The organism is Terriglobus roseus, from assembly GCF_900102185.1.
In the GTDB taxonomy this organism is placed as follows: domain Bacteria; phylum Acidobacteriota; class Terriglobia; order Terriglobales; family Acidobacteriaceae; genus Terriglobus; species Terriglobus roseus_A.
The window spans coordinates 1-21,490 of the sequence record NZ_LT629690.1 but is presented as its reverse complement, the minus strand read 5'-3'; the positions used below and the strand labels follow the sequence as shown (position 1 = coordinate 21,490).

The 21,490-nt window shown below is 57.5% G+C and carries 20 protein-coding genes and 4 tRNA genes; 11 read left to right on the top strand and 13 right to left on the bottom strand.

Going from position 1 to position 21,490, the window contains the following annotated elements:
- Both BLT38_RS00125 and ndk read left to right on the top strand, forming a co-directional pair.
- On the top strand, nucleotides 1-1,329 hold the full coding sequence (locus BLT38_RS00125) for a two-component system sensor histidine kinase NtrB (protein WP_083343369.1): 1,329 nt from the start codon (nucleotides 1-3) through the stop codon (nucleotides 1,327-1,329).
- A 57-nt stretch (nucleotides 1,330-1,386) separates the two neighbouring features.
- The gene (ndk, locus tag BLT38_RS00120) at nucleotides 1,387-1,803 is read left to right on the top strand and encodes a nucleoside-diphosphate kinase (protein ID WP_047497502.1); all 417 of its coding nucleotides are present in this window, start codon (nucleotides 1,387-1,389) and stop codon (nucleotides 1,801-1,803) included.
- A 75-nt stretch (nucleotides 1,804-1,878) separates the two neighbouring features.
- Here ndk and BLT38_RS00115 read toward each other — a convergent pair whose 3' ends face one another.
- From BLT38_RS00115 to BLT38_RS00075, 9 genes are all read right to left on the bottom strand, one after another.
- Nucleotides 1,879-3,828, bottom strand: coding sequence for a DUF4097 family beta strand repeat-containing protein (locus tag BLT38_RS00115; RefSeq protein WP_083343368.1), 1,950 nt, complete (start codon nucleotides 3,826-3,828; stop codon nucleotides 1,879-1,881).
- Between the two features lie 6 nt (nucleotides 3,829-3,834).
- Nucleotides 3,835-5,151 carry a hypothetical protein gene (locus tag BLT38_RS00110; protein ID WP_083343367.1) on the bottom strand — a complete coding sequence of 439 codons (1,317 nt, stop codon included), beginning with the start codon at nucleotides 5,149-5,151 and terminating at the stop codon, nucleotides 3,835-3,837.
- Nucleotides 5,148-5,951, bottom strand: a complete 804-nt coding sequence (locus BLT38_RS00105) for an anti-sigma factor family protein (RefSeq protein ID WP_156784963.1) — start codon at nucleotides 5,949-5,951, stop codon at nucleotides 5,148-5,150. Before BLT38_RS00105 ends, BLT38_RS00110 begins: the two co-directional genes overlap by 4 nt.
- 45 nt (nucleotides 5,952-5,996) lie before the next feature.
- On the bottom strand, nucleotides 5,997-6,989 hold the full coding sequence (locus BLT38_RS20830; RefSeq protein ID WP_231966645.1) for an RNA polymerase sigma factor: 993 nt from the start codon (nucleotides 6,987-6,989) through the stop codon (nucleotides 5,997-5,999).
- Nucleotides 6,990-7,130: 141 nt separating this feature from the next.
- A complete protein-coding gene (locus BLT38_RS00095; RefSeq protein WP_231966644.1) occupies nucleotides 7,131-8,438 on the bottom strand; it encodes a PQQ-dependent sugar dehydrogenase in 1,308 nt (435 codons plus the stop codon).
- Between the two features lie 39 nt (nucleotides 8,439-8,477).
- Nucleotides 8,478-9,047: a GNAT family N-acetyltransferase gene (locus BLT38_RS00090; protein WP_083343364.1), complete on the bottom strand. Its 570-nt coding sequence runs from the start codon at nucleotides 9,045-9,047 to the stop codon at nucleotides 8,478-8,480.
- Nucleotides 9,048-9,061: 14 nt separating this feature from the next.
- Nucleotides 9,062-10,033, bottom strand: coding sequence for a hypothetical protein (locus tag BLT38_RS00085; protein ID WP_156784962.1), 972 nt, complete (start codon nucleotides 10,031-10,033; stop codon nucleotides 9,062-9,064).
- 42 nt (nucleotides 10,034-10,075) lie between these two features.
- Entirely contained in the window at nucleotides 10,076-11,455 is a 1,380-nt protein-coding gene (locus tag BLT38_RS00080) for a DHA2 family efflux MFS transporter permease subunit (RefSeq protein WP_231966643.1), read from the bottom strand.
- Complete coding sequence (locus tag BLT38_RS00075) at nucleotides 11,448-12,020, bottom strand: isochorismatase family protein (RefSeq protein WP_083343361.1); 573 nt, start codon at nucleotides 12,018-12,020, stop codon at nucleotides 11,448-11,450. Before BLT38_RS00075 ends, BLT38_RS00080 begins: the two co-directional genes overlap by 8 nt.
- Before the next feature lie 66 nt (nucleotides 12,021-12,086).
- Here BLT38_RS00075 and BLT38_RS00070 point away from each other — a divergent pair, with 66 nt between their 5' ends.
- Nucleotides 12,087-12,707 carry a TetR/AcrR family transcriptional regulator gene (locus tag BLT38_RS00070; protein WP_172838088.1) on the top strand — a complete coding sequence of 207 codons (621 nt, stop codon included), beginning with the start codon at nucleotides 12,087-12,089 and terminating at the stop codon, nucleotides 12,705-12,707.
- Here the strand turns inward: BLT38_RS00070 and BLT38_RS00065 are convergent.
- The 3 genes from BLT38_RS00065 to BLT38_RS00055 form a co-directional block, all read right to left on the bottom strand.
- A complete protein-coding gene (locus BLT38_RS00065) occupies nucleotides 12,704-13,849 on the bottom strand; it encodes an acyltransferase family protein (protein ID WP_083343359.1) in 1,146 nt (381 codons plus the stop codon). The two genes, BLT38_RS00070 and BLT38_RS00065, sit on opposite strands and share 4 nt — an antisense overlap.
- Nucleotides 13,850-13,956: 107 nt before the next feature.
- Nucleotides 13,957-14,778, bottom strand: coding sequence for a hypothetical protein (locus BLT38_RS00060; RefSeq protein WP_083343358.1), 822 nt, complete (start codon nucleotides 14,776-14,778; stop codon nucleotides 13,957-13,959).
- A 71-nt stretch (nucleotides 14,779-14,849) separates the two neighbouring features.
- A complete protein-coding gene (locus BLT38_RS00055; protein ID WP_156784961.1) occupies nucleotides 14,850-15,692 on the bottom strand; it encodes a hypothetical protein in 843 nt (280 codons plus the stop codon).
- A gap of 137 nt (nucleotides 15,693-15,829) precedes the next feature.
- Between BLT38_RS00055 and BLT38_RS00050 the strand changes: the two genes are divergently transcribed.
- Nucleotides 15,830-17,185: a D-arabinono-1,4-lactone oxidase gene (locus tag BLT38_RS00050; RefSeq protein WP_083343356.1), complete on the top strand. Its 1,356-nt coding sequence runs from the start codon at nucleotides 15,830-15,832 to the stop codon at nucleotides 17,183-17,185.
- Between the two features lie 48 nt (nucleotides 17,186-17,233).
- Here the strand turns inward: BLT38_RS00050 and BLT38_RS00045 are convergent, their stop codons facing one another.
- Nucleotides 17,234-17,818 carry a hypothetical protein gene (locus BLT38_RS00045; protein ID WP_156784960.1) on the bottom strand — a complete coding sequence of 195 codons (585 nt, stop codon included), beginning with the start codon at nucleotides 17,816-17,818 and terminating at the stop codon, nucleotides 17,234-17,236.
- 279 nt (nucleotides 17,819-18,097) lie between these two features.
- Here BLT38_RS00045 and BLT38_RS00040 point away from each other — a divergent pair.
- The 7 genes from BLT38_RS00040 to BLT38_RS00005 all read left to right on the top strand — a co-directional run.
- Nucleotides 18,098-18,173 (top strand) — tRNA-Thr (locus BLT38_RS00040).
- 36 nt (nucleotides 18,174-18,209) lie between these two features.
- Nucleotides 18,210-18,296, top strand: a tRNA-Tyr gene (locus tag BLT38_RS00035).
- Nucleotides 18,297-18,548: 252 nt separating this feature from the next.
- Nucleotides 18,549-18,623, top strand: a tRNA-Thr gene (locus BLT38_RS00025).
- A gap of 78 nt (nucleotides 18,624-18,701) precedes the next feature.
- A tRNA-Gly gene (locus BLT38_RS00020) sits at nucleotides 18,702-18,776 on the top strand.
- A 32-nt stretch (nucleotides 18,777-18,808) separates the two neighbouring features.
- Nucleotides 18,809-19,117, top strand: a complete 309-nt coding sequence (locus BLT38_RS00015) for a hypothetical protein (protein ID WP_083343354.1) — start codon at nucleotides 18,809-18,811, stop codon at nucleotides 19,115-19,117.
- A gap of 128 nt (nucleotides 19,118-19,245) precedes the next feature.
- On the top strand, nucleotides 19,246-20,433 hold the full coding sequence (gene tuf / locus BLT38_RS00010) for an elongation factor Tu (protein WP_083343353.1): 1,188 nt from the start codon (nucleotides 19,246-19,248) through the stop codon (nucleotides 20,431-20,433).
- A gap of 204 nt (nucleotides 20,434-20,637) precedes the next feature.
- The coding region (locus BLT38_RS00005; protein WP_197674912.1) for a PQQ-dependent sugar dehydrogenase at nucleotides 20,638-21,490 on the top strand (853 nt) is incomplete at its 3' end.

Here is a 21,490-nt window from a genome sequence, read left to right as displayed (position 1 = left end):
ATGGAAAGTCCGGAACGACGACGGGACGCGCAAGAAACCACGGCGGACGACCTTCTGCAGCAGGTCACCGTCGGCATCTTTGCCATGAATTTAGAAGGCATCTGCACCCATGTAAATCCGGCCGCAGCGGCCATGTTTGGCTATAAAGTCTCCGAACTGTTGGGCGCAGACATACATTCTCTTCTGCATAGTCGTCACGCGGACGGTAGCTTTTATGACCGTGCCTCATGCCCGTTCCTAAAATCGGCGCTAACGGGCGAAGAAGTTCGCAACGCCAACGAAGTCCTATGGACCAAGTCGGGCGATCCTGTTCCCGTATTCGGCTCTGCGATGCCATTGCCTAACAGCGGTGGTACGGTCGTCACCATTCAGGATGGAAGCACGCTTCGTCATCTGCAGGAGCGCCTAGAGCATGTCCAATACGAGCAGACGGAAGTGCTGCGCCAGCGAGACGCCGCCGCCCGCATTGAATGCGATCTTGCCAAAGAGAAAGAGTTACGCCAGCGAGAAGTGGCTGTTGCAACGGAACGCGCTGCCACGCAGCAGCTTCGCGCGCAGCAACGCGCCGCAGAGGATCGCCTCCTGCAGTCGGAGAAGCTTGCCGCGGTGGGTCGTCTGGCAGCTTCCATCTCCCACGAGATCAACAACCCTCTCGAAGCGGTCACAAATCTGCTCTATATCGTGCGGAATGACTCATCCATCTCCGCAGAAGCGAATGAATACCTGCGCACGGCAGAGACTGAACTAGCGCGCGTTTCGCAGATCGTGTCGCAAACGCTGCGTTTCCAACGGTCCGGCACCAACCCCACGGAAGTCGTCCCGGAAACACTGATTGACTCTGTGCTCTCGTTGCACCAAGGCCGTCTGCACCATCGTCGCATCCAGATTCGCCGTAGGCACCGCCCGTCATCTGCATTCCGGTGCGCGGAGGGCGATGTGCGTCAGATTTTGAACAATCTCGTAGGGAACGCGATCGATGCCATGAGCAAAGAGGGCGGCACCCTGACACTTCGAACCTGTCCCGCCCGCGATCGACGTACCGGACAGCCCGGCTTCCGCATCCTGGTTTCGGACACCGGTCACGGCATGCCACGCCATACGTCCTCTCACATCTTCGAGCCCTTTTACACCACCAAGGGCGCCAACGGTTCTGGTCTGGGCCTATGGATTTCCAATACGCTGGCGAATCGCATGGGTGGCCGCATCTCTGTGCGTTCGCGCACAGGCGGCGGAAGGCATGGCGGCACAACATTTTCCGTCTTTATTCCTGATGCTGTCGCTCCACAGCAGCAATCCTTCGAAGACGAACGGACAGCCCGGGCCGCCTGAATCTGCGAAAAACGGTACAATCTTAGGGTTGAGATCAAAACTCACCTAGGGAGCACCATGTCGCAGCGCACGTTTTCCATCGTTAAGCCGGACGCCGTCCGCAAGGGTCACACCGGAGCTATCCTCGCCAAGATTGAAGAGGCTGGCTTCAAGATCGTCTCCATCAAGAAGATGTCGCTGACCGACGAGCAGGCGCAGGGCTTCTACCACGTTCACAGCGAGCGTCCGTTCTTCAAGGACCTGACCAAGTTCATGTCCTCCGGCCCCATCTTTCCCATGGTTCTGGAGAAGGACAACGCGATTGCTGACCTGCGCAAGCTGATGGGCGCCACCAACCCGGCCAACGCTGAGGAAGGCACCATCCGTAAGCAGTTCGCTGCATCCATCGAAGAGAATGCGATCCACGGCTCTGATGCCGAGGACACCGCAGCCTTCGAGATCGGCTACTTCTTCGCCGGTTATGAAGTGAAGTAGTTTCGCTTCGAAAGTACAAACAGAGAGGCCGCTCCCATCCGGAGCGGCCTCTCTGTTTCTGAATCAGCGCCAGGTTTACTGATCCTGTTGTTGTTTTGCCTTTCGAGCAGCATCACGCGCCAACTGATCAGCCTGCCTTTGCTTGTCGCGCGCTTCCTTCATTTTTTCCTTGGCCTGCTCAATCTCCCGGCGCGCCTGCTCCTTCTGTTCCCGAGTCAGGTCCTTTGCATCTTCCAGCGACTTCTGACTCGCCTCCAACGCATCTTGCGCCTGCTTCAACGCATTTGCCGTAATCGCATTTACGTCGGGCATTGGGATGTTGAGAGTGTCCGGCGGTGTGGGAGGAACCGGCACACCCGACAGCTTCTGTGGCGGAGGTGGCGGTGTCAGTCCGCCAGTCATATTGCGGCTTACCGAGATGTCGCCGTGTGAGGTGTTGATTCTCACCTGCGGCCCACCACCGTTCACCGTTCCAGTCAGGATGCCTTTACCCGGCGAATTTGTAGCGCCGAACTCGCTGTGCACATCGCCATCGCTTGTCTCTGCCTGTAGGTTGAACTTGCCCTTATCCGGCAGTGTCAGCGTCACGGAACCATTCTGGTTGTCGATGGTCAGTGAGCCAACCGGCATCGCCGCATCCACCTTCACGTCACCGTGGTTGTTCACCACCTTCAACTCGCCAGAGACCTTGTTCAGCGTCACGTTGCGGCTACGCGTCTGCACCAGTGCAGGGCCAACCACCTGGTCTGCCTCAATGTCGTCGCGGTCAATGGAGAAGCTTCCGTACAACTTTGAGAAGTTGAGATCGGTACGGCTGCTGTTGTAGGCAACACGTCCGCTCACACGCTGCACATTGGCTCCGCCAAAGAAGTCGCCATGAATCGTGGCGCTACCTGTAACGTCAGTCAGTGTGACTTCGTCGCCTGTGCCGTCAACAATCGCATCACCTGCAACGCTGCGCACGCTGATGTCGTGATGACGGTTGTTACCGTGCACCTGCACAGGTCCTGTAATCGCCGCCACTTCCACATCACCGTTGTCTGCCGTGACCACCAGCGGTGCCTTCATGTTCGTTACATGAACGTCACCACGTGTGCTGTTCAGCAGCAGATGCGTTGCGGGAGGTACCAGCAGCGTCACATCGGCTGTGCCACCCTGCACCGTTGGAACACGTAGTGTCAGGTTGTCATCCGCGCCTTCAAAAACTGGCGTGAGATCACGCATACGATCCGACGCAGCATTGTCTGAGTTTGTGTAGACCGACTTGTGCACCGACAGGTGAATCTGACCGTCGTCACTCGTTCCTGCGACGGAGATATCGCCACGCGGGTTCACGATGGACAACGATCCGTTTGCCTGAATCGTGCGCAACATCGGAGCCGCATCTTCCTCGTGCTTCTGTCCGAAGAAATGTTCCATTCCTTCGCCTTTGAAGCCAAAGAACTGCATACCGTTGTTGTCTGCACGCCACTGCAATGTGTGCGATGCCAGGCCGACGCAGGCCAGCACCACCAGCACGAAGATCACGCCTCCACCAATGCTGTAACGCATCGGCGGTGCATCCGCAGGAGCCATGGCACGATCAATGGCCCATTCGGCCAACCGCAACACACCTACCGCAATGAACAGCAGCGGCCACCAGTGCGCGTACCAGTTAAAGAAACCAATCGTAGAGATCTTGCCTGAATGAACCAGGAAGAAGATCAACCCGATCGTAATCAGCAGAATTGGTCCAATGAGAGAAGTCCGACGTTGGCCACGCCAGTACATCTTCATCTGGTCGCGCTGCACGCGGGCCTGCATCTTCCATGCCGCAGCGGCTGCTTTCTGCTGCGCCCGGCCCTGACGATCAGCCATCCGCTGCTGGTCGCGATAGTAGCGCTGTTGCGCCTTCTGCCAGCGCGGATCGTAACGCGGATCACGGCTGGGGTCGTAGCGTGGATCGTTGACGTTGGTGGGATCGAACGGTGCGTTCGTGTCTCCACTTGGAGGATAGGGAGGCTGGTTTGGAGGTGTCGTGCTCATGGCTCTTTACCGTCCTTCCTCATCGTTGCCGATGCTCAAATCGTTCTCTGGCCGCGTGTACTTCGGCACAATCGAAACAGGCTCATCCTTTGATGCAACTGGCGTCTCCGCTGCGGGAGGAACCGGCTGTCCCGGATATCCGGGATAGTTCGGATAACTGGGATAACCAGGCATCGCACGGTTCTGCGTCACACGTTCCGCCAGCAGCAGTCCACCCAGGGCAATCAGGAACACGGCGCCAAACATCTCGCCATGCAGCACGTGCAGCCCCTGAAGGAAGACCAGTAATCCGACGACCAACACAATGGCTGCTCCGCGATAGGCCCGGACATTGCTGAATTCCAATTCGGGCGATCCTTCGGCATACAGGTACCGCAGTGCCGTATGGCGGCGATAGATCAGGAATGCACCCAGTCCCATCAGGAACAGGCCACCAGTCGCTTCCCCTTCCAGGCCAGAGAACGGGCGCAAAGAACCCAGCAGAGCAAAGATTCCAAGTCCAATGAGCCAGAACGCGCCTGCAGGAATCTGCTTTGCCGGAGGCACGGGAGGCATAGGCGGTACAGGAGGCACCGGGGGCATGCCATAAGCCGAAGGAGGCACAGGCGGCACACCATATGCTGCCGGATCATATGGCGGCGCATACCCTGCGGGTGGAGGCGCGTAGCCAGCAGGTGGCACGGTCGTCGTCGAGCTCTGCGAATACACGTTGCCCGCGGGATCCACCTGATAGCTGCTCGTGTTTCCAGCAGCATCAGTACGCGAGTAATAGCTGGCTCCCGTCGCCGCGTCGTAACGCGTCTCTTCCATCGCAGGTGCAGCTCCGGGCATGCGGCCCACGGTCTGCGACCAGGTGCGGTTCAGATCAGGGTGCGCGTGCGCCTGAAAGCCAAAGCGTTCGCCAATGTTGTTCAGGCCAAAGGGGTCAGGCAGTGGGCTACCATCGCGACGCGCCAGCGCCGTCTGGTAAGCCTCAAACGCCATGTAGATCACCCAGCCCGCCACAAAAATCCCAAAGATGTCGGCAACATGACTGCTGAGAGAAACAAAGATGGCGAAGATAGCAAGGTGCGCCAGACCCTTTGCAAACTGGCCGTTGTACATCGCACCTACACCGGGAATAAAGCCCAGCAAGCCCGCCAGCATGGGGTTGGGAATATGTGTTCCCGGCGGCGGAGGATAAGCATAGGGTGGTGGCGGAGGCGGAGGAACTGCCCCTGCCGGGTCATAGTTCGTACCGTGCGTACCCATCTGCGGGTCGTAACCCGCGGAAGCACCCGGCGCAGTGTAACCCTGCTGATTGCTGTTGTCCTGGATGCTCATGCTTGCTCTCCTTTTCCGCGACGATCCACTGCGGAAGTCTCTCTGCTGCTCTGCACTTCCTGGAAGTGCGGGTGGTGCCAATCGCCGTGCAGTTCGTGTTTGGGAAAGGGCGAACTGCTGCGAGGCTGTCCGGAGGGTACGGGACGCTGTTCCGAATCGTCCTTCTTCTCCGGTTGGTTGGTAATACCGCGTTGCGTTCCGCTGTCGGTATCACGCTGCATCTCACGCACACGCGATTCCAACTCGTACACCACGCGAAGGTTGTCGTAATACCGCACCACCTGGCTGTTCATGCTCCAGAAGCTGCGGCGAATGCTGGAAGGCTTCAGGTCACTGGCACGTAATGCACCAACGTGAACGCCAAACAGATTCAGGGTCAGCGCAATGGAGAAGAATGCCATCGCCGCTGTCATGGCAAAGCGCGGCTGCATCACCGTATGCACCATGCGCGCCCATGCATTCTTGGGTTCCGGTGCGCGGAAAGGCAGCACCTTTGCACCTTGGCTATTCCCGAACAAAGAACCCGAATGCGCCACCTGCGCCGCCATCGCGCTGGCCAGACCTTCATTGCCACTGGTCCGCATCAGGATGCGCGCCACCAGGTTCTCTGGCGGAACAGGCTCTTCCTCCTTCAGCATGTCCATCCATGCGTCGCCCTTGCGAATCTCTTCGAAGAGCTTTTCGCACGACGGGCATTCGGCCAGATGCAGGCGGAAATGCGTATCGTCTTCAGCCAGCAGAACGCCGTCCGCGGCGTCAAGCAGCATCGTCTCGCACTGCGTGCAGGTGAGCCGGCTCATGCGCTTCTTTCCTCCCTCTGTCGAATTGGTCGTCTCATCACTCACCTACATCACCTTCCTCTCTGTGCGTCCGAGCATGCGCGCCAACTCGGCGCGGCCCCGGCTTATTCGGCTCTTTACAGTGCCTTCCGGCACACGCAGAACCGTGGCAATCTCTCGGTAATCCATGTCCTGCAGATCGCGCAGGATCACAGCCTCGCGCAACTCCGGCGAAAGCTGTTTCAACGCATGCTGAATGCGAACACGCATCTCCTGCCGCGCCACCTGCTCCATCTGGTTCGGCCTCGTGTCAGCCAAACGTTCCGCCATGGTGGGGCCGTCTTCGTCGTGCAGGTTTTCGTCCAGCGAATCGGTCGCGCGATCCAGACGCGTGCGGCGGAAGTGGTCCACCAGCATGTTGCGCGTCAGCGTGGTCAGCCACGTGGTGAACGCACCCTTTTCCGGATCAAATCCCGGCAGATTCTTGTAGACCTTCAGGAACACATCCTGCGTCAGGTCTTCGGCATCCGTGGGCGATCCCGTAAAGCGATAGCAGATTCCATATACCCGGCGATGCTGGGCAACAACCAACTGCTGCCATGCGGACGAATCGCCGCGCAGGCACGCATACACCAGCCGGTGCAACGTCTCCAATTCCTGCGCCTTGGCCGCATCCATGATGGGCGCAGATGGCGCTGCCGCGTTCCACGGCTCCAGATTCCGACTTTCCTCTGGTGTACGCTGCAAACTCTGTCCCTCTGCCAGTTGCGACAGTGTACCTTGCGCGTCGCCCGCTGCCGATGCCTCCAGAGGCACATCCGTTAACACGCCACGGCGATCCCGGATCACCGGCAGATCACGCCCACGAAGGCTGACAATATTCGGCTCAGCAGCCTTCTTACCGCGCCGCGGCGTTTTCTGCTCCTCAGCGGAAGCCACCGGAGCCGCAACCATCGCAGGCCGTGGTGGCAAAACCTTTGCCGAACGGGGCGCAGATGGCATCTTCCAGCCCATCATCCCGGGAATCGTCGGCGTCATCGCAATGGACAGCGTACCCATGGAATGCAGTACGCAAGAAGTTGCGATTCAGTTCCACACGGAAGCATTCTTTTTCACAGGTAAACGCCATAAAAACGAAAATGGGACGAAAGACTTTGCTTCCATCCCATTTCTTTCTATTTGTTCGGTTTCCGACAGATATCAGTTCTGCTTCTCACCCTTGGTCACACGCCAGACGGTGTTCGCCCCATCTTCGACCACGATGATGGAATTGTCTTTCGCCACGGTAACTCCCACAGGCCGTCCCCACACCTTTCCATCCGGCGTCGTAAAGCCTGTAAGAAAGTCCTCGTATTCGCCGAATGACTTGCCGTTTTTCATCGGGATATGAGCCACTTCATAGCCAGTGCGTTCTTTGCGATTCCAGGAACCATGTTCCGCCGCAAAGATGTCGCCCTTCGCCACGCCCGGAAGCCCCTTTCCTTCGTAAAACGTCATCTGCAGCGAGCCATTATGCGGCTGCATCAACACGTCCGGCGTGATCACCTTTGCCTGCAATTCCGGATGCTTTCCTGCGTGACGAGGATCCTGCTTGCCGCCCATGTACCACCACGGCCAGCCGTAGAATCCACCGTCCTGCACATGCGTGATGTAGTCGGGCACCAGGTGATTACCCAGCAGATCACGCTCATTCACGCTGCACCATAACTCACCAGTTTCTGGCTGAACGGCCTCGCCCACGCAGTTGCGAATACCGTAGGCAAACACCTTCACAAAAGTGCCATTAGGTTTGTACTCCAGGACATCCGCGCGATGATTTTCCGCAGGATGCGTGTCCGGATCATCCACATTTGACCCCGACCCCACGGATACAAACATTCGCTGTCCGTCCTTGGAAAACACCAGATCACGCGTCCAGTGGCCACCACCTCCGGGAATACCGGTTACGATCGTCTCCGCCGCACCGGTGGCCTTCAAGTCGCCGTTCTTATATGGAAAACGAACTACGGAATCCGTATTCGCCACATATACATACTGCGGGTTGTCCGCGGGCCAGAAGTTGATGCCAAAAGGCTTGTTCAGTCCCGTCGCAAACACCTCACGTTGCGCTGCCCTGCCATTTGCCCCCACACCGCGCAGCACAATCACCGATCCCGCACCCGAATCCGCCAGAAACAAATCGCCGTTGGGAGCCGTTCGAATCAGGCGGGGAATCTTGAACCCGCCCTCGGCATACAGTTCCACCCGATACCCAGGCTTCGCAATGGGAATCGCGCCGTTTCGAGGAACAAGCTGCGGCCCATTCGCCACCGTTTCGTCCGGATGAGGCGGTGGCACATCGGCAAGCGTGATGTGAATGCGGTTGCCCGGCTTTTCATCCACGGCATCTTCAAAGGCGGCCTGGCCTGTCTTCACCTGGGCGGCAAGCGTGGAGGCAAGCAGAACAGCAGAACAAAAAACGGCGGTGCGACGGAAGTTGTCCATGCCCAAATGAAATGCCCAGCGCACGCATTTTGCAACTGCAATCGAACGCCATGAATCGGCCGTTCAGGATGCCGTTTCGACACCCTCCGCCAACTTCACCATGTGGACGATTGGAAGCCGACTTCCGTTCGGCAGAGGCACCTCCACACGTTCGCGCTCCCGGTAGCCTTTCAGCGCGTAGAGCGCCACGCCAGTCAGCGTCGATCCCATCTCAAACCGCCGAAACCGCGCGCTCTGCGCTGCAATTTCGCAGTGTTCCAGAATCATCGACCCGATGCCCTGACGCGCCCATTCCGGATGGATAAAGATCGCGCGAATCTTCGCGGCATCAACCGCTGGATCGAGCACTTCTGGAACTCTTCCCGGCCCATGATCGCTTCCAAACAGCGTCTTGCGAAAACTCCATCCACCACATCCGACAATTACTTCCGGTTGTTCTGCAGGACACGCGACAAAGTACGTTTCATCCTGAATCAGTTGCGTATCCACGCCGAACACGTGCCCCAGCGCACCATCCCTCTGCTCTGCGGTGTACTCGTTCGTTTGCAACTGCCGCACGGAAGCCTCAATCAGCCGATGCAATTGAGGAATGTCATCCAACGTCGCAGTACGAATATGAAATCGAGCACTCATCGAATTCCGTAGCGTTACTTCCCGCCCACCGCTTGACTCAGCAGCGAACGCGAAACATCACCCGAAATCACCACGCGACTCTTCTTCTGCTCCACCGAAAGCGAAGCAAACGCCTGGTGCAGTGCAGCATCCTGCGGCGTTGCTGTGCCTTGCGAAAATCCGCGAACAATTTGGAGAATGGTCGCCAGATTCGCGGCCGTCTGCATCGCATCCGTTTCAGAAGGGGCAAGCTCCTCCACCCGCAATTGCAGGCTGCCACGGAACGCAATCGACGCGATGAAGTCCGTATCTTCACTCATCGGCAAGGTCACACCGAACATCTGGATATTGCCGCGATCGCTAAACGGCAAACCCACATGACCAATGCCCCACGCCAACGCGAAGTAAGGCACCTCGCGATACCGCAACGACAACAACGACGATCCCGAAAACGGCGAAGCCCCCGCCGCGTAACGATCAATTACGGAATGAATCTGTTCTGGCGTGGGCATGTTGCTCGCCACAACCATGTCATATCCCAACGCGCTCACACGCATCACGCGGCCTTCACTGCCGGGAACGGTATACACCGTATGTCCAGCGTAATTTTCGGTCGCAACGCTGTTGTGTTGCAGATACTCTGTCAGCTTGCGTGAATCGAAGCGCCCTTCCATCACGCCCGTATACGCCACCACGCCGTTCGGCCCAGTTGGGTCAGGCATGCGATGCACCGAAACGGCGATGCGGTCCAGATCGCGTTCCCAGTGGAATCCAGTGCCGTCCAGAAACTTCGCGTATTCAGGCGAAGGCTTAACCGGCTTCTCATCAAAGTGCGTCGTGGTTCGCACCGGCTTCAGACTCATGTAGAGAATGGCATCAGATTCCGGCAGCAGACGTGCCACCTCAGGCGGGGCATGAAAGCGCAGCACTAGCGCCACAATCAGCACCACAATCAGCGCAATGGGAATACCCAGGGAATACAGCCGGCGTTTTCGTCGCGGTTCCACTCCACAGCAGAATAGCGCGACCGGCAGCTTTCCGCCGTTTTTCTATGCGTGCGCCTGCGAGGCACGCAACGGAAGGCGCAACGTGGCCGCCACCACCGCGAGATTTATCAAGCAAAGAAATCCGAAGACCCAGGCAAACGCGGCAGGCTGCGTTCCCTGCTCCATGCCCCACGCCAGCAGCGTCGCGCACAGTGTCGTAAGAGTAGGCCCGCCCAAGCGCTGCACGATGTTCATGGAAGTCGTCGCCATCGGCAGCTCTCTGCGAGGCACTGAAAGATACGCAGAGGTAATCGAAGGCAGGCCAATCGCACCCTGCCCCATGCCGCGCAGAAATAGCGCAATCACCAGCACAGGAAGACTCAAGCCTCGCATCGACATCAGCACAAATGGAACCGTTGTCAACGCAACAATCGACGCCCCGACCACAGCCAGCCTGCGAATCCCGAACCGCTCCTGCAGCCAGCCGTTCGATGGATACACCAACAGCATTCCCAGCCCCAGCGGCATCAACAACCATCCCACCTTCGCGGGCGAGAAACCCATCTGTCGCACCAACAGATACGGCAGCATCAGCTGAAACGAATACACCGCACCGTTCGATAGAAACTGAGTCATCGCAGCCACACGAAACGTTCCGTGAAATAGCTTAAGATCCACCAGCGCATCGTCACCACGAAGCCGCGCATGGCGCACAAAGAACACTAGGCACAATGCCGCTATTGATAGCAGCACCATCCCTATGCGCTCGCGCACATGGTCCGCACCATACAGAAACAGAACCATGCCTGGCGAAAGAATCGCCAATCCCGTCAGGTCCAAAGATCGCGGATTGCGTTCGGCCTCATCGTTCGGCAACAGGAACATCGCACACAACACGGCGATAATTCCCACCGGGACATTAATAAGAAACAGCCAATGCCACGAGGCATGTTGCAGGATTGCGCCTGCAATCACAGGCCCCACCAACGGCCCTAACAAAATCGGCAACGTCGCATAGCCCATCACCCGGGCCATATTCTTGCCCGCCACACGCGCCATCATCAACTGCGCCATTGGCGCCAACAGGCCGCCGCTCAATCCCTGCAACACGCGAAACGCCACCAGCATCTCTGCGGATGACGCGGCCGCGCACAACGCCGACGACACGGTGAACGTCGACAGGCAAATCATGTACAAACGCCGCGCACCGATGCGATCCACCAGCCATCCATTCATCGGCAGCATGAATGCCAACGCCAACAGATAGCCGCTGGTCACCCACTGCATCACGGAAAGATTGCTATGCAGATCGCGCACCAGCGTAGGCAGCGAAACATTCACCACCGTCGCATCCATCTGCGACAGGAACGATCCCATAACGGCGACCGCTCCCACCTTCCAGATCAACGCTGTATCCGCGCGTTCTGTAGCGACGCTAGACAATGGCTGCAATCACCTCATCCGTAGAACGCACCAGCCCCGCACGCGGAAAGATGTTCTTAAACGCAAAGTCCTGCATCTCCTTGCTGAACGTGGCGCACGCATCCTCAACCACCACAAACGTAAAGCCCAAACCAGTTCCCTGCCGGAACGTTGATTCCACGCCGATGTTCGTTGCAATTCCCGCCAGCACAATCGTCTCCACGCCGCGTGCGCGAAGCTCGGCCTCAAGGTTCGTCTGCGCAAATGCGCCCCAGTGCCGCTTCGCAATCACCAGGTCGCCATCCTGCTTCCCAGCCTCCGGCACAATCTCGCTTGCCATTGCAGGAATGTCCTTCGGGAGTTGCGTCGGCTCATCGGACGGCAACTGCATGAAGTCCTGCAGATTCACATGCACATACACCACCGCGCCGCCCTTCGCGCGCAGTGCATCGGCCATGCGCCGCGAGCGCTCCACCACATCCTTCGCCGCATGGGGCTGCACATCCCGCCCCACAATGGCGTATTGCAAATCAATCAGAACCAGCGCTGTCTTTTTCGCGTCCAGTGAAAGTGTCTTATCCGCCATGCCTGTCATCTCCTGTTCACGAAATATGAGGACACCCTCATATTTCAATATTGCTAGAATATGAGGGTGCCCTCAACTTCGTCAATCCCGGTACGCCGCGCCCCGCAGCAAGATCGCGCCACAAAGCGCGTTGAGGCGTTTCTTGGCGCTGCCGAATCGCTCTTTGTAGAGCAGGGATACGAAGGCACCACCATGACCGCCGTGGCAGAGCGAGCCGGTTCTTCCATCGGTGCACTGTACAGCTACTTTCCCGATAAAGTCGCATTGGCTAGGGCTTTAGCCTCGCAATACGCAGACGCTCTTGCGGCTTACTGGACACCGGAGTTTGAGCAACTTGACGGTGCTTCCGCAAAGAAATTCGCGGAGAGCTTCCTCGACAACTTCCTCGAATTCACCACGAAGCAGCCCGCCTATTGGCAACTGCAAGCCGCGCCCATCCGCTTTCGCCGCGATCCTGCAACGCGCCATGCCTTCCGCGTGGTGTTGCAAAAAGCTCTGCAACGTTGCGCCCCGCAGCTCGACGACGCACGAGCCTACCTTTGCGCAAACACCGTACTGCAGATCACCAAGGGAATGGTTACGCTTTACGTCGATAGCAACGCAGTAGATCGTTCGCGTGTTGTCGCCGAGTTCAAGACGGTGCTATCGCTATATCTCAAGAGTGTCTTCTCCGAAAAGTGCAGTTAGAGCGCCGGATCAACACGCATCTCCGCATCCAGCTCTCTTGGCTGTTTTTGCAGCGCACGGTCACGCAACCATAGCGCGGGCCGCTCCACCGCAACATGCAACACCAATGCCGCCCCCAGGCAAGCCACTGCGTACATCAACCACGATGCGGGCCCGTGCGGCTCCGCAATCCGCGGCGCATGCAGCATCACAAAATGCCCCACAGGTTTATGCGTCAGATACAGCGAAAACGCCAGCGTAGCCAACATCTCCACACCGGGCACACGTATACGTGCAAGCCACCCGTTGTCACTCATGGCAGATGCAGTCACCATGCCCAACCCCAGTGACAGCAGCGGGAATCCAACAATTACGCCCCACTTCGCAGGTCCGGTATCACTGCCCAGATCCAATCCACGGAACATACACACAACGGCCGCGATACACGCCACACCGGCAGCAAACAGCAGGTGGCCACGTCGCATCCACGCCTTCCACCACACAGGCCGAAACGCATGTACCGATGCGAGACATACACCAACTAACAATCCATCCAGCCGTGCATACGTTGGGTAATACACGCGCTCATAGACCGCGTCGGGATACTGCAACACCAGCCACCACCGCAGAGCGATGCCACCGGTTACAACACATGCAATCAACGCAATTGTTTTAGCCATGGACGGCTTGCGCATCATCAACAACACCAGCCACGGCAGCACCAGATAAAAATGCTCTTCCACACACAGCGACCACGCATGCGAAAACGCACGCGTGCTGAATGTGAATCCAAAGTTCATGGTGAACGTAAGGAACTTCCATAGTGGCGGCAATTGAGGATAATCACGCCACGCAGGCACCAGAAAGTACAGCGCCACCACAACGAAGTATGCAGGCAGAATGCGATAGGCACGCCGTAGATAGAACTCGCGAATTGATGGTCTCTTCCCGCACAGATACGGCTTCAACAACTGCCGCCCGATGAGGAACCCGCTCAACACAAAGAACAGATCGACGCCCATGAAGCCGTAGTACGTCACCGGCAACAGAGTTTGTGGCAGTTCGCCGAAGATGGTCAGGTGATACAGCACCACCACCAGCACCGCAAAAGCGCGCAGCGTGTCCAGTCCATGCAGACGGACGATTGAGGCGTTCGATGTCATGTGGAGGCAGCCGCGAAGCAGCGCCAGAGCAACTTCAGCCTATGCTGCTACTGCTTCGCGGCATAGATTACCTTCTCGATTCCTCCCCGGTGGAAAGCGCGAAAAGCTTATGCAATTGGAAGATAGACGTTGGCCGTCGCGGTATAGCCATCGGTCGTATTGCCTGACAACGTCATGAGTGTTGTTCCCTCTTCCTGGTTGCTGTACACGCGGTCAGACGCATTCGTGGTGGGATTCTTTCCTTCGCTCGAGTAGGGCGAGACCGAAGTATCCAGCGTATCCACCAGTGTCTGCGGGAAGAACAGCTGCATGGTATTCGTGCCACCGGTGCTGGACGTGTCATAGGTGGAACGAAGCCGCAGATGAATATGCGTAGTGCGTCCCGAATACCAACCCGGAATGATGGTCACAAACTGTATCTTGCCGTAGGAATCCGTGAGCTGGTATCCACGCAGCCAGCTCTGCGTGCTGGTCCCCTCTGAAGTCTCGGCGGAATACACACCACTGGCATTGCAATGCCAGATATCTACCTGCACACCTTGCATGACAGCGCAGCTATTCTTCGCGTCATACACGTACAAAGTAAGTGTGAATGCAACGCCCTTCTGGGTATTGCTCCCATCCAGATTGGAGAGGATGTTACTGCGCATATATCCCGAAGCGCTGTCATCCACAAAGTAAGGCCCTTCTTCACCTTCCAGCGTTTGTGAAGCGCATGAGGAGGAGCTTCCTGTCGATGTGGAAGAAGTATCAGATGCAGCGGTGGCGACGCCAGTGCCGCTACCGCATCCCGCCAGCCCAGCTACGGCTGTCATACCTAACAAACGAAGTGCGGCGCGACGATCTAACTGTGGGAGCCACTCATGCGGATCGGGAGTATCATCATGATCTACCGCTAACCGGAGAACATATTCAGTCTTATCTAACATGCATTCACCAACGCAAGATAAGACGATCTACCTATTCAGTAAGAGCACAACCAGAAGATAGATACTGCAACTTACTCTGAAATGGAAAAGGTATAAATCTTTCCGGCATGCGCAATACCGGGAGCACCCGCAGAACCGGGAGCGAGTACACCATACTCGCCCTTCTGGAGATCGCGCGGTACGGTGAATCCAAACAACCGCGAACTCACCTTGTGAACGGGAATGTCCACCGTATCGCGGTCCGCACCTGTTTCTGAGTGGAAGACATTTCCAGTCTTCACACGAAACTCGCGACGATCACTCTTCTCATGAAAGCGCAGGATCACGTACTCCACCGCATCCACCTGAATGCTTGGTGCCAGAATCAACATCTCCGTACCGGGTGAGATCTTCAGGTGCGACTTCGGCCCGCTGACCACACCGTTCTCATCTTTCTTAACGATGTCGCGCGTTAAAACGCTCTTAAGTGCGCCACCATCGCGATACTTCACAAGCTCCGGCCCAACGGCTTCCCATTGGTTCTGTTGATTCTTGAAATACAACCCTGGGTCGTCGCTATTCACTGATAGCGGAGTCACTTCCACTGGCGCAACAGGATGCGTGTCGAGCCCGCTGTTCTTCGCAAGCATCGCGGAGATCACGGCCTGTGAAACACCGGCTTCCTTCAACGCAACCAGATCATCCGGACCTGTCTTGTATTCCCCAGGCTGCGACCGCACCGTCTGCAACAGGATGCTGTCCTCAAGCCCCGCCTTCGTCATCTTCACAATGGCGTCATTGTTCAGTTCAGAGCCATGTTGCTTGCCCGCGACCTTTCCACTATCAGACAACTGCGGCAACGGGCCCTCAACGCCGCTCTGCGCATGCAGAAGAGGGGTGGCAACAAACAAAGCGGAAATCAGAAAGCGACGCATGGGGATGAAAGGCTCCGCAAAGCAGAATGACATAGATATAGACGCTTTGCCCTAACCATTCGCGTACGGCCGCCTACCGTCAATTCGACGGAAGGTGAACAACCCGTGTATACAGTTTTCGCGAAGGAGCATTGAGCATGAATCGACGCGAACTGTTGCAGACAGGAGCCATAGTGCTTGCCACAGGTGGCACCACACGGTGGATGATTGGACAGGGGAGTCCCATGAACGATCACGCTTTCGTACCACGAACCAACTGGGCAAAGAACCTGCATTACAGCACCAACCGCGTCTATGCACCTACCGACGCCGCGCAGGTGCCGGAGATCGTCAAGGCCAACGCAAAGCTCAAAGGCCTCGGTTCGCGCCACTGTTTCAATAACATCGCCGACTCTACCGCCGCGCAGATTTCCATGCGCGAAGTGAAAGGCATCTTCATCGATGCCGCTGCCAAGACCGTCACCGTGGGTGCGGGCATCGCCTACGGAGAACTCGCCCCCACACTCGACAAGGCAGGATTCGCACTTGCGAACCTCGCCTCGCTGCCACACATTTCCGTCGGAGGCACCATCGCCACGGCGACCCACGGCTCCGGTGTGCACAATAAGAACCTCTCCTCCGCCGTCCGTGCATTGGAAATCGTCAAAGCCGACGGCAGCATCGTGCATCTCTCCCGCGACCACGACGGCGACCGGTTCCGCAACGCTGTCGTCCACCTCGGAGCCATCGGTGTCGTCACTAAGGTCACGCTCGACATCGTCCCGCGTTACGACATGTCGCAGGTCGTTTACCAGAACCTGTCATTCAATGAACTGGAGCACAATCTCGAAACCATCATGGCTTCCGGCTACTCCGTGTCGCTCTTCACGGACTGGCAGAAGAACCGCGTGAACCAGGTATGGATCAAAGACAAGGCAACGGCGCAAAAAGAGATGCCGCCCATGTTCTACGGAGCCACGCTGCAGAAGCGCAAGATGCACCCCATCGACGACCACCCCGCCGACGCCTGCACCGAACAGATGGGCACCATCGGCCCGTGGTATCTGCGCCTGCCGCATTTCAAGATGGAATTCACACCCTCAAGCGGCGAAGAGATTCAAACGGAATACTTCGTCGCTCGCAGCGATGGCTACAAAGCCATCCGCGCCGTAGAAAAACTGCGCGACCGCATCACGCCGCATCTTTTCATTACAGAACTGCGCTCGATCGCCGCAGACGACTTACCGATGAGCATGGCCTACCAGCGTGATTCGCTCGCGATCCACTTCACCTGGAAACCCGAGCCCGAAGCTGTACTGAACGTACTGCCCGACATACAAAAGGCGCTTGAGCCGTTTGGCGCACGCCCTCACTGGGGCAAGGTCTTCACCACTGACCCCGCGTATCTCCACAAGCAATACACGGAACTCAACCACTTCCGCGCTTTCACCAAAGAGATGGACCCAACCGGCAAGTTCCGCAACGCTTACCTGGATCGCAATATCTTCGGCTAGAAATAAGAACGCAGCGCTCACGGTGAGCGCTGCGTTCTGCTTAATGGATTACCGGGTTGCCGAAGGAATCACCGGCGGCGCAGCCAATGATCCAGGAGGCAGCGTTCCGCCCTCGCAAAGAATCTTCATATTCCCCAACATCTTGGTGAACCGCGCCGTGCGATTCGCAATGTCCTTCTCGCGCGCCGCATCGTCGGCCAACATGCTGTTGTCGAACAGCAGTGTGTAGAAGATACGTGTGGTCGTTGGGGTCAACGCCCGAGCCTCCAGCGTGCCGTGGTACAGGTTGTACGTCACGCCGTCGCGCACCGGCTGCGTATAGGTGTAGCTGTACTGGGTCTTGGCCACCAGGATCTCGTTGCCAATCGACCGTACCGTGCCGAAATCTCCTTCGCCGGACAAAATCTTGCAGTTCGGGATACCCCATTCGCCAATATCGCAATACTTGCCAATGCGCGCCCAAACCTTATCCACCGGTGCATTCACATCAATATGCATGGGGATGGAAACATAGTGTGGATTCGGCACCTGCAACGGCGCTGGTGCGGGACGTGCCGCAGGGGCGGCCGGCTGCTGGGCGTGAAGCGCAGTAGCACCAAACATTAGTACGGACAAGAGAGCAACGGATTTCATTGGGCGGTTCATCCTCGTCAAAATGGGTTTCAGGGAAGCAGCGGAATAATACTTCGCGAAGGAAACAAATGTCGCTCACAACAAGGTGAAAATCATCCCCGAGACGCCTGACGTTTGACGTGTTTTGCCTCCCAGAAACCTTCCAGTCGCGCCCTCGCCCCACCCCGGGAATTTGTGCTAAAGTCAAAGACAGCGCTGCGCAGGTCATGGCAGCGTTGTTTGTTGTGCGTGCGTTTGTTTTGGGCCGGTGCACTTAGAGTGGGCTGGCGGCAGAGATGGGCTGGCGTAGCTCAGCCGGTAGAGCATCTGATTTGTAATCAGAGGGTCGGGGGTTCAAATCCCTTCGTCAGCTCCAGCATCCCGATTCCCAGGCAACACAACAGGCAAAAGTGCACAGGTGGCCGAGTGGTTAATGGCAGCAGACTGTAAATCTGCCACGCAACGCGTTACGAAGGTTCGAATCCTTCCCTGTGCACCATAAGATTTAAGGGGATCTCAGATGTATGAGAACCTCGGAAGATGAAGATGGACGGACCGGGATCACAGCAGCGAATGTACGTCGCGCTGGTCTTGATCGCAACAGCCGCCATCGGAGTTAGTCTCACCATGGAACCCGGGAAATACCGGAGCCTTGCGTGGGTGTTGTTAGGGTTTTTCGCGTTTCGCGTGCTCTTGGGCAGGCAAAGCGCGGTTCGAAGAGGGCGCAACGAACGGCCTTCAACGAAGCAGGGCTGATGTAGCTCAGTGGCAGAGCACTCCCTTGGTAAGGGAGAGGTCGAGGGTTCAATCCCCTCCATCAGCTCCAGGTTTCAAAGGCGGGTTTGCTGATCCGCGACAGGCAAGTTCGCTTGCTGACTCGCTGACCTGCCGATTCGCTTCAAGGGCGGGAGTAACTCAGTGGTAGAGTCACAGCCTTCCAAGCTGTTGGTCGCCGGTTCGATCCCGGTCTCCCGCTCCAGAGTTTCAAGGTAGGAGTTCCGCAGGCACATCATGTACGAGCAAGCAACCATCGCAGTCGAGAACCAGCAGGCATTCGACGCCGTCAAATCGGCCATCGACAACTCTTTCTCTTCGGCAAAGGTATCGGACTTCCTCAAGTCGCTCGATCGCTCGAAGCTGCGCATCCGTGAGTTCGAAGATGTCCTCCGCGCAGGCAAGCTGGGTTCCGGTTCTGAGCAGGCATACAACAGCCTGAACAACGGCGACCAGGGCATGATCCGCGAGCACTACCTCTCCACACTGGAGAAGGTGGATCCGGCCTATCGCCAGAAGTACCTGAAGGTCTACGCCTACTACTGAGGCGAACGGACCTCCCCTTAAAAGTTTCCCTGGGCTTGGAGCCGCACCGTGCGGCAGCCCGCACCACGTTCTGAAACCATCTTTGGAGCCGCCTGGCAAACGGCTTACAACTCAGGAGCAAGAGAGCAATGGCGAAGGAAAAATTTGATCGTAGTAAACCGCACGTAAACGTAGGCACGATTGGTCACATCGATCACGGCAAGACGACGTTGACTGCGGCGATCACGAAGGTTCTGTCGAAGCACAACCCGAAGAACAGCTTCCGTTCGTTCGACACGATTGATAACGCACCGGAAGAGCGCGAGCGTGGTATCACGATCTCGACCTCTCACGTGGAGTACGAGACGGCGAACCGTCACTATGCTCACGTTGACTGCCCGGGCCACGCCGACTACATCAAGAACATGATCACGGGCGCAGCGCAGATGGACGGCGCGATCCTGGTGGTTGCAGCGACCGACGGCCCGATGCCCCAGACGAAGGAGCACGTTCTGCTCGCTCGCCAGGTTGGCGTGCCGTACATCGTTGTGTTCCTGAACAAGTGCGATGCCGTGGAAGATCCCGAACTGATCGACCTGGTCGAGATGGAAGTTCGTGAGCTGCTCAGCAAGTATGAGTTCCCTGGCGATGACGTTCCTGTGATCCGTGGCTCGGCTCTGGGCGCGCTGAACGGCGAAGCTCAGTGGGAGCAGAAGATCGACGAGCTGATGCAGGCCGTGGACGACAACGTTCCCCAGCCTGACCGTCTGGTCGACCTGCCGTTCCTGATGCCGATCGAAGACATCTTCTCGATCTCGGGCCGTGGAACTGTAGTGACGGGCCGTATCGAGCGTGGTCGCATCAAGGTTGGCGAGCCGGCACAGATCGTGGGCTTCCGCGATACGCAGGCGACGACCGTGACCGGCGTTGAAATGTTCAAGAAGCAGCTAGACGAGGGTCTTGCTGGTGACAACGCAGGTCTGTTGCTGCGTGGTACGGCGAAGGACGACGTGGAGCGCGGCATGGTTCTGGCGAAGCCGGGATCGATCACGCCGCACACCGTGTTCAAGGGCGAAGTGTACGTTCTGTCGAAGGAAGAAGGCGGTCGTCACACCCCGTTCTTCAACGGCTACCGTCCCCAGTTCTACTTCCGTACGACGGACGTAACAGGTTCGGCGAAGCTGCCGGAAGGCACCGAGATGGTGATGCCGGGCGACAACGTGGCTCTCGAGATCACGCTGCACACACCGGTTGCTATGGAAAAGGGTCTGCGCTTCGCCATCCGTGAGGGTGGACGTACCGTAGGCGCCGGTGCCATCTCCGAAATCGTCAAGTAAATCGGAACAACACAACAAGCAGTACCGCAGGGGCGAGCCATATGGCTCGCCCCTGCGGCGTTCACAGAGCTTTCCTGCCCTGTACGCAATATGGCAAAGCGATTTCTTCACGACTGTATGTGTCGCGACGTACACTTCTATCCACCACACACAACACATACTGCTGCCCATGCCTCCGCACGGGCGCGGAGAAATTTGATTCGCATGAAAAAGTTCGCACTCGCCATTTTGGCGTTGGGTATTGCTGCCGGAAATCTTTCCGCCTCTGAGCCAGATGGCCTCACGCTTCCTCGTGGCTTTCACGCGAGCGTTGTGGCTCAGGATTTGGGTTCCATTCGCCACATGGCAATCCGCGACAACGGAGACATCTACGTCTCCACACGCCGCACCAAGACGCAGACACTCGGCATCCTTGCGCTGCGGCTAGGGCCCGATCACAAGGCAACACAGATCGAACACTTCAGCACGGTTGATCAAGGCACCGGCATCCGCATCTACAAGGGCGCGCTCTACGCCTCTTCCAACACCGCCGTCTATCGCTTCCCGTTTGAGGGCAACGCGCTTGTTCCCACAGCGGCTCCGCAGACGGTCGTTGAGGGGCTTGCTCCCTCTGGCCATTCGCTGGCGTTTGATGGCAAAGGAAACCTCTTCGTCTCCCTCGACGCCGGTATGAATATCTGCGGGACTCCCGGAGCGCCCAAGGGCGAAAAGCCTGTAGGGCAGAAGCCGTGTCCAGCCTTGGAAGCAAGAGCTGGTGTGTGGAAGTTTGATGACTCGAAACTCAACCAGAAATTCAGCGACGGTGAACACTTCGCCACAGGTATTCGCACGATGAGCGCTCTGGATTGGCGCAACGGCGACACCCTCTACGGCGCAATGCACGGTCGCGATGCGACGCATGCAGCATTCCCGGATTTGGTCAGCGAAGCGGATGACAACGCCATTCCGGACGAGATGTTTCGAATTGCTCCGTCCACGGATATGGGGTGGCCATATACCTATTACGACGGAGTACGGAAACAGCGCGTCCTCGCCCCTGAATATGGTGGCGACGGGA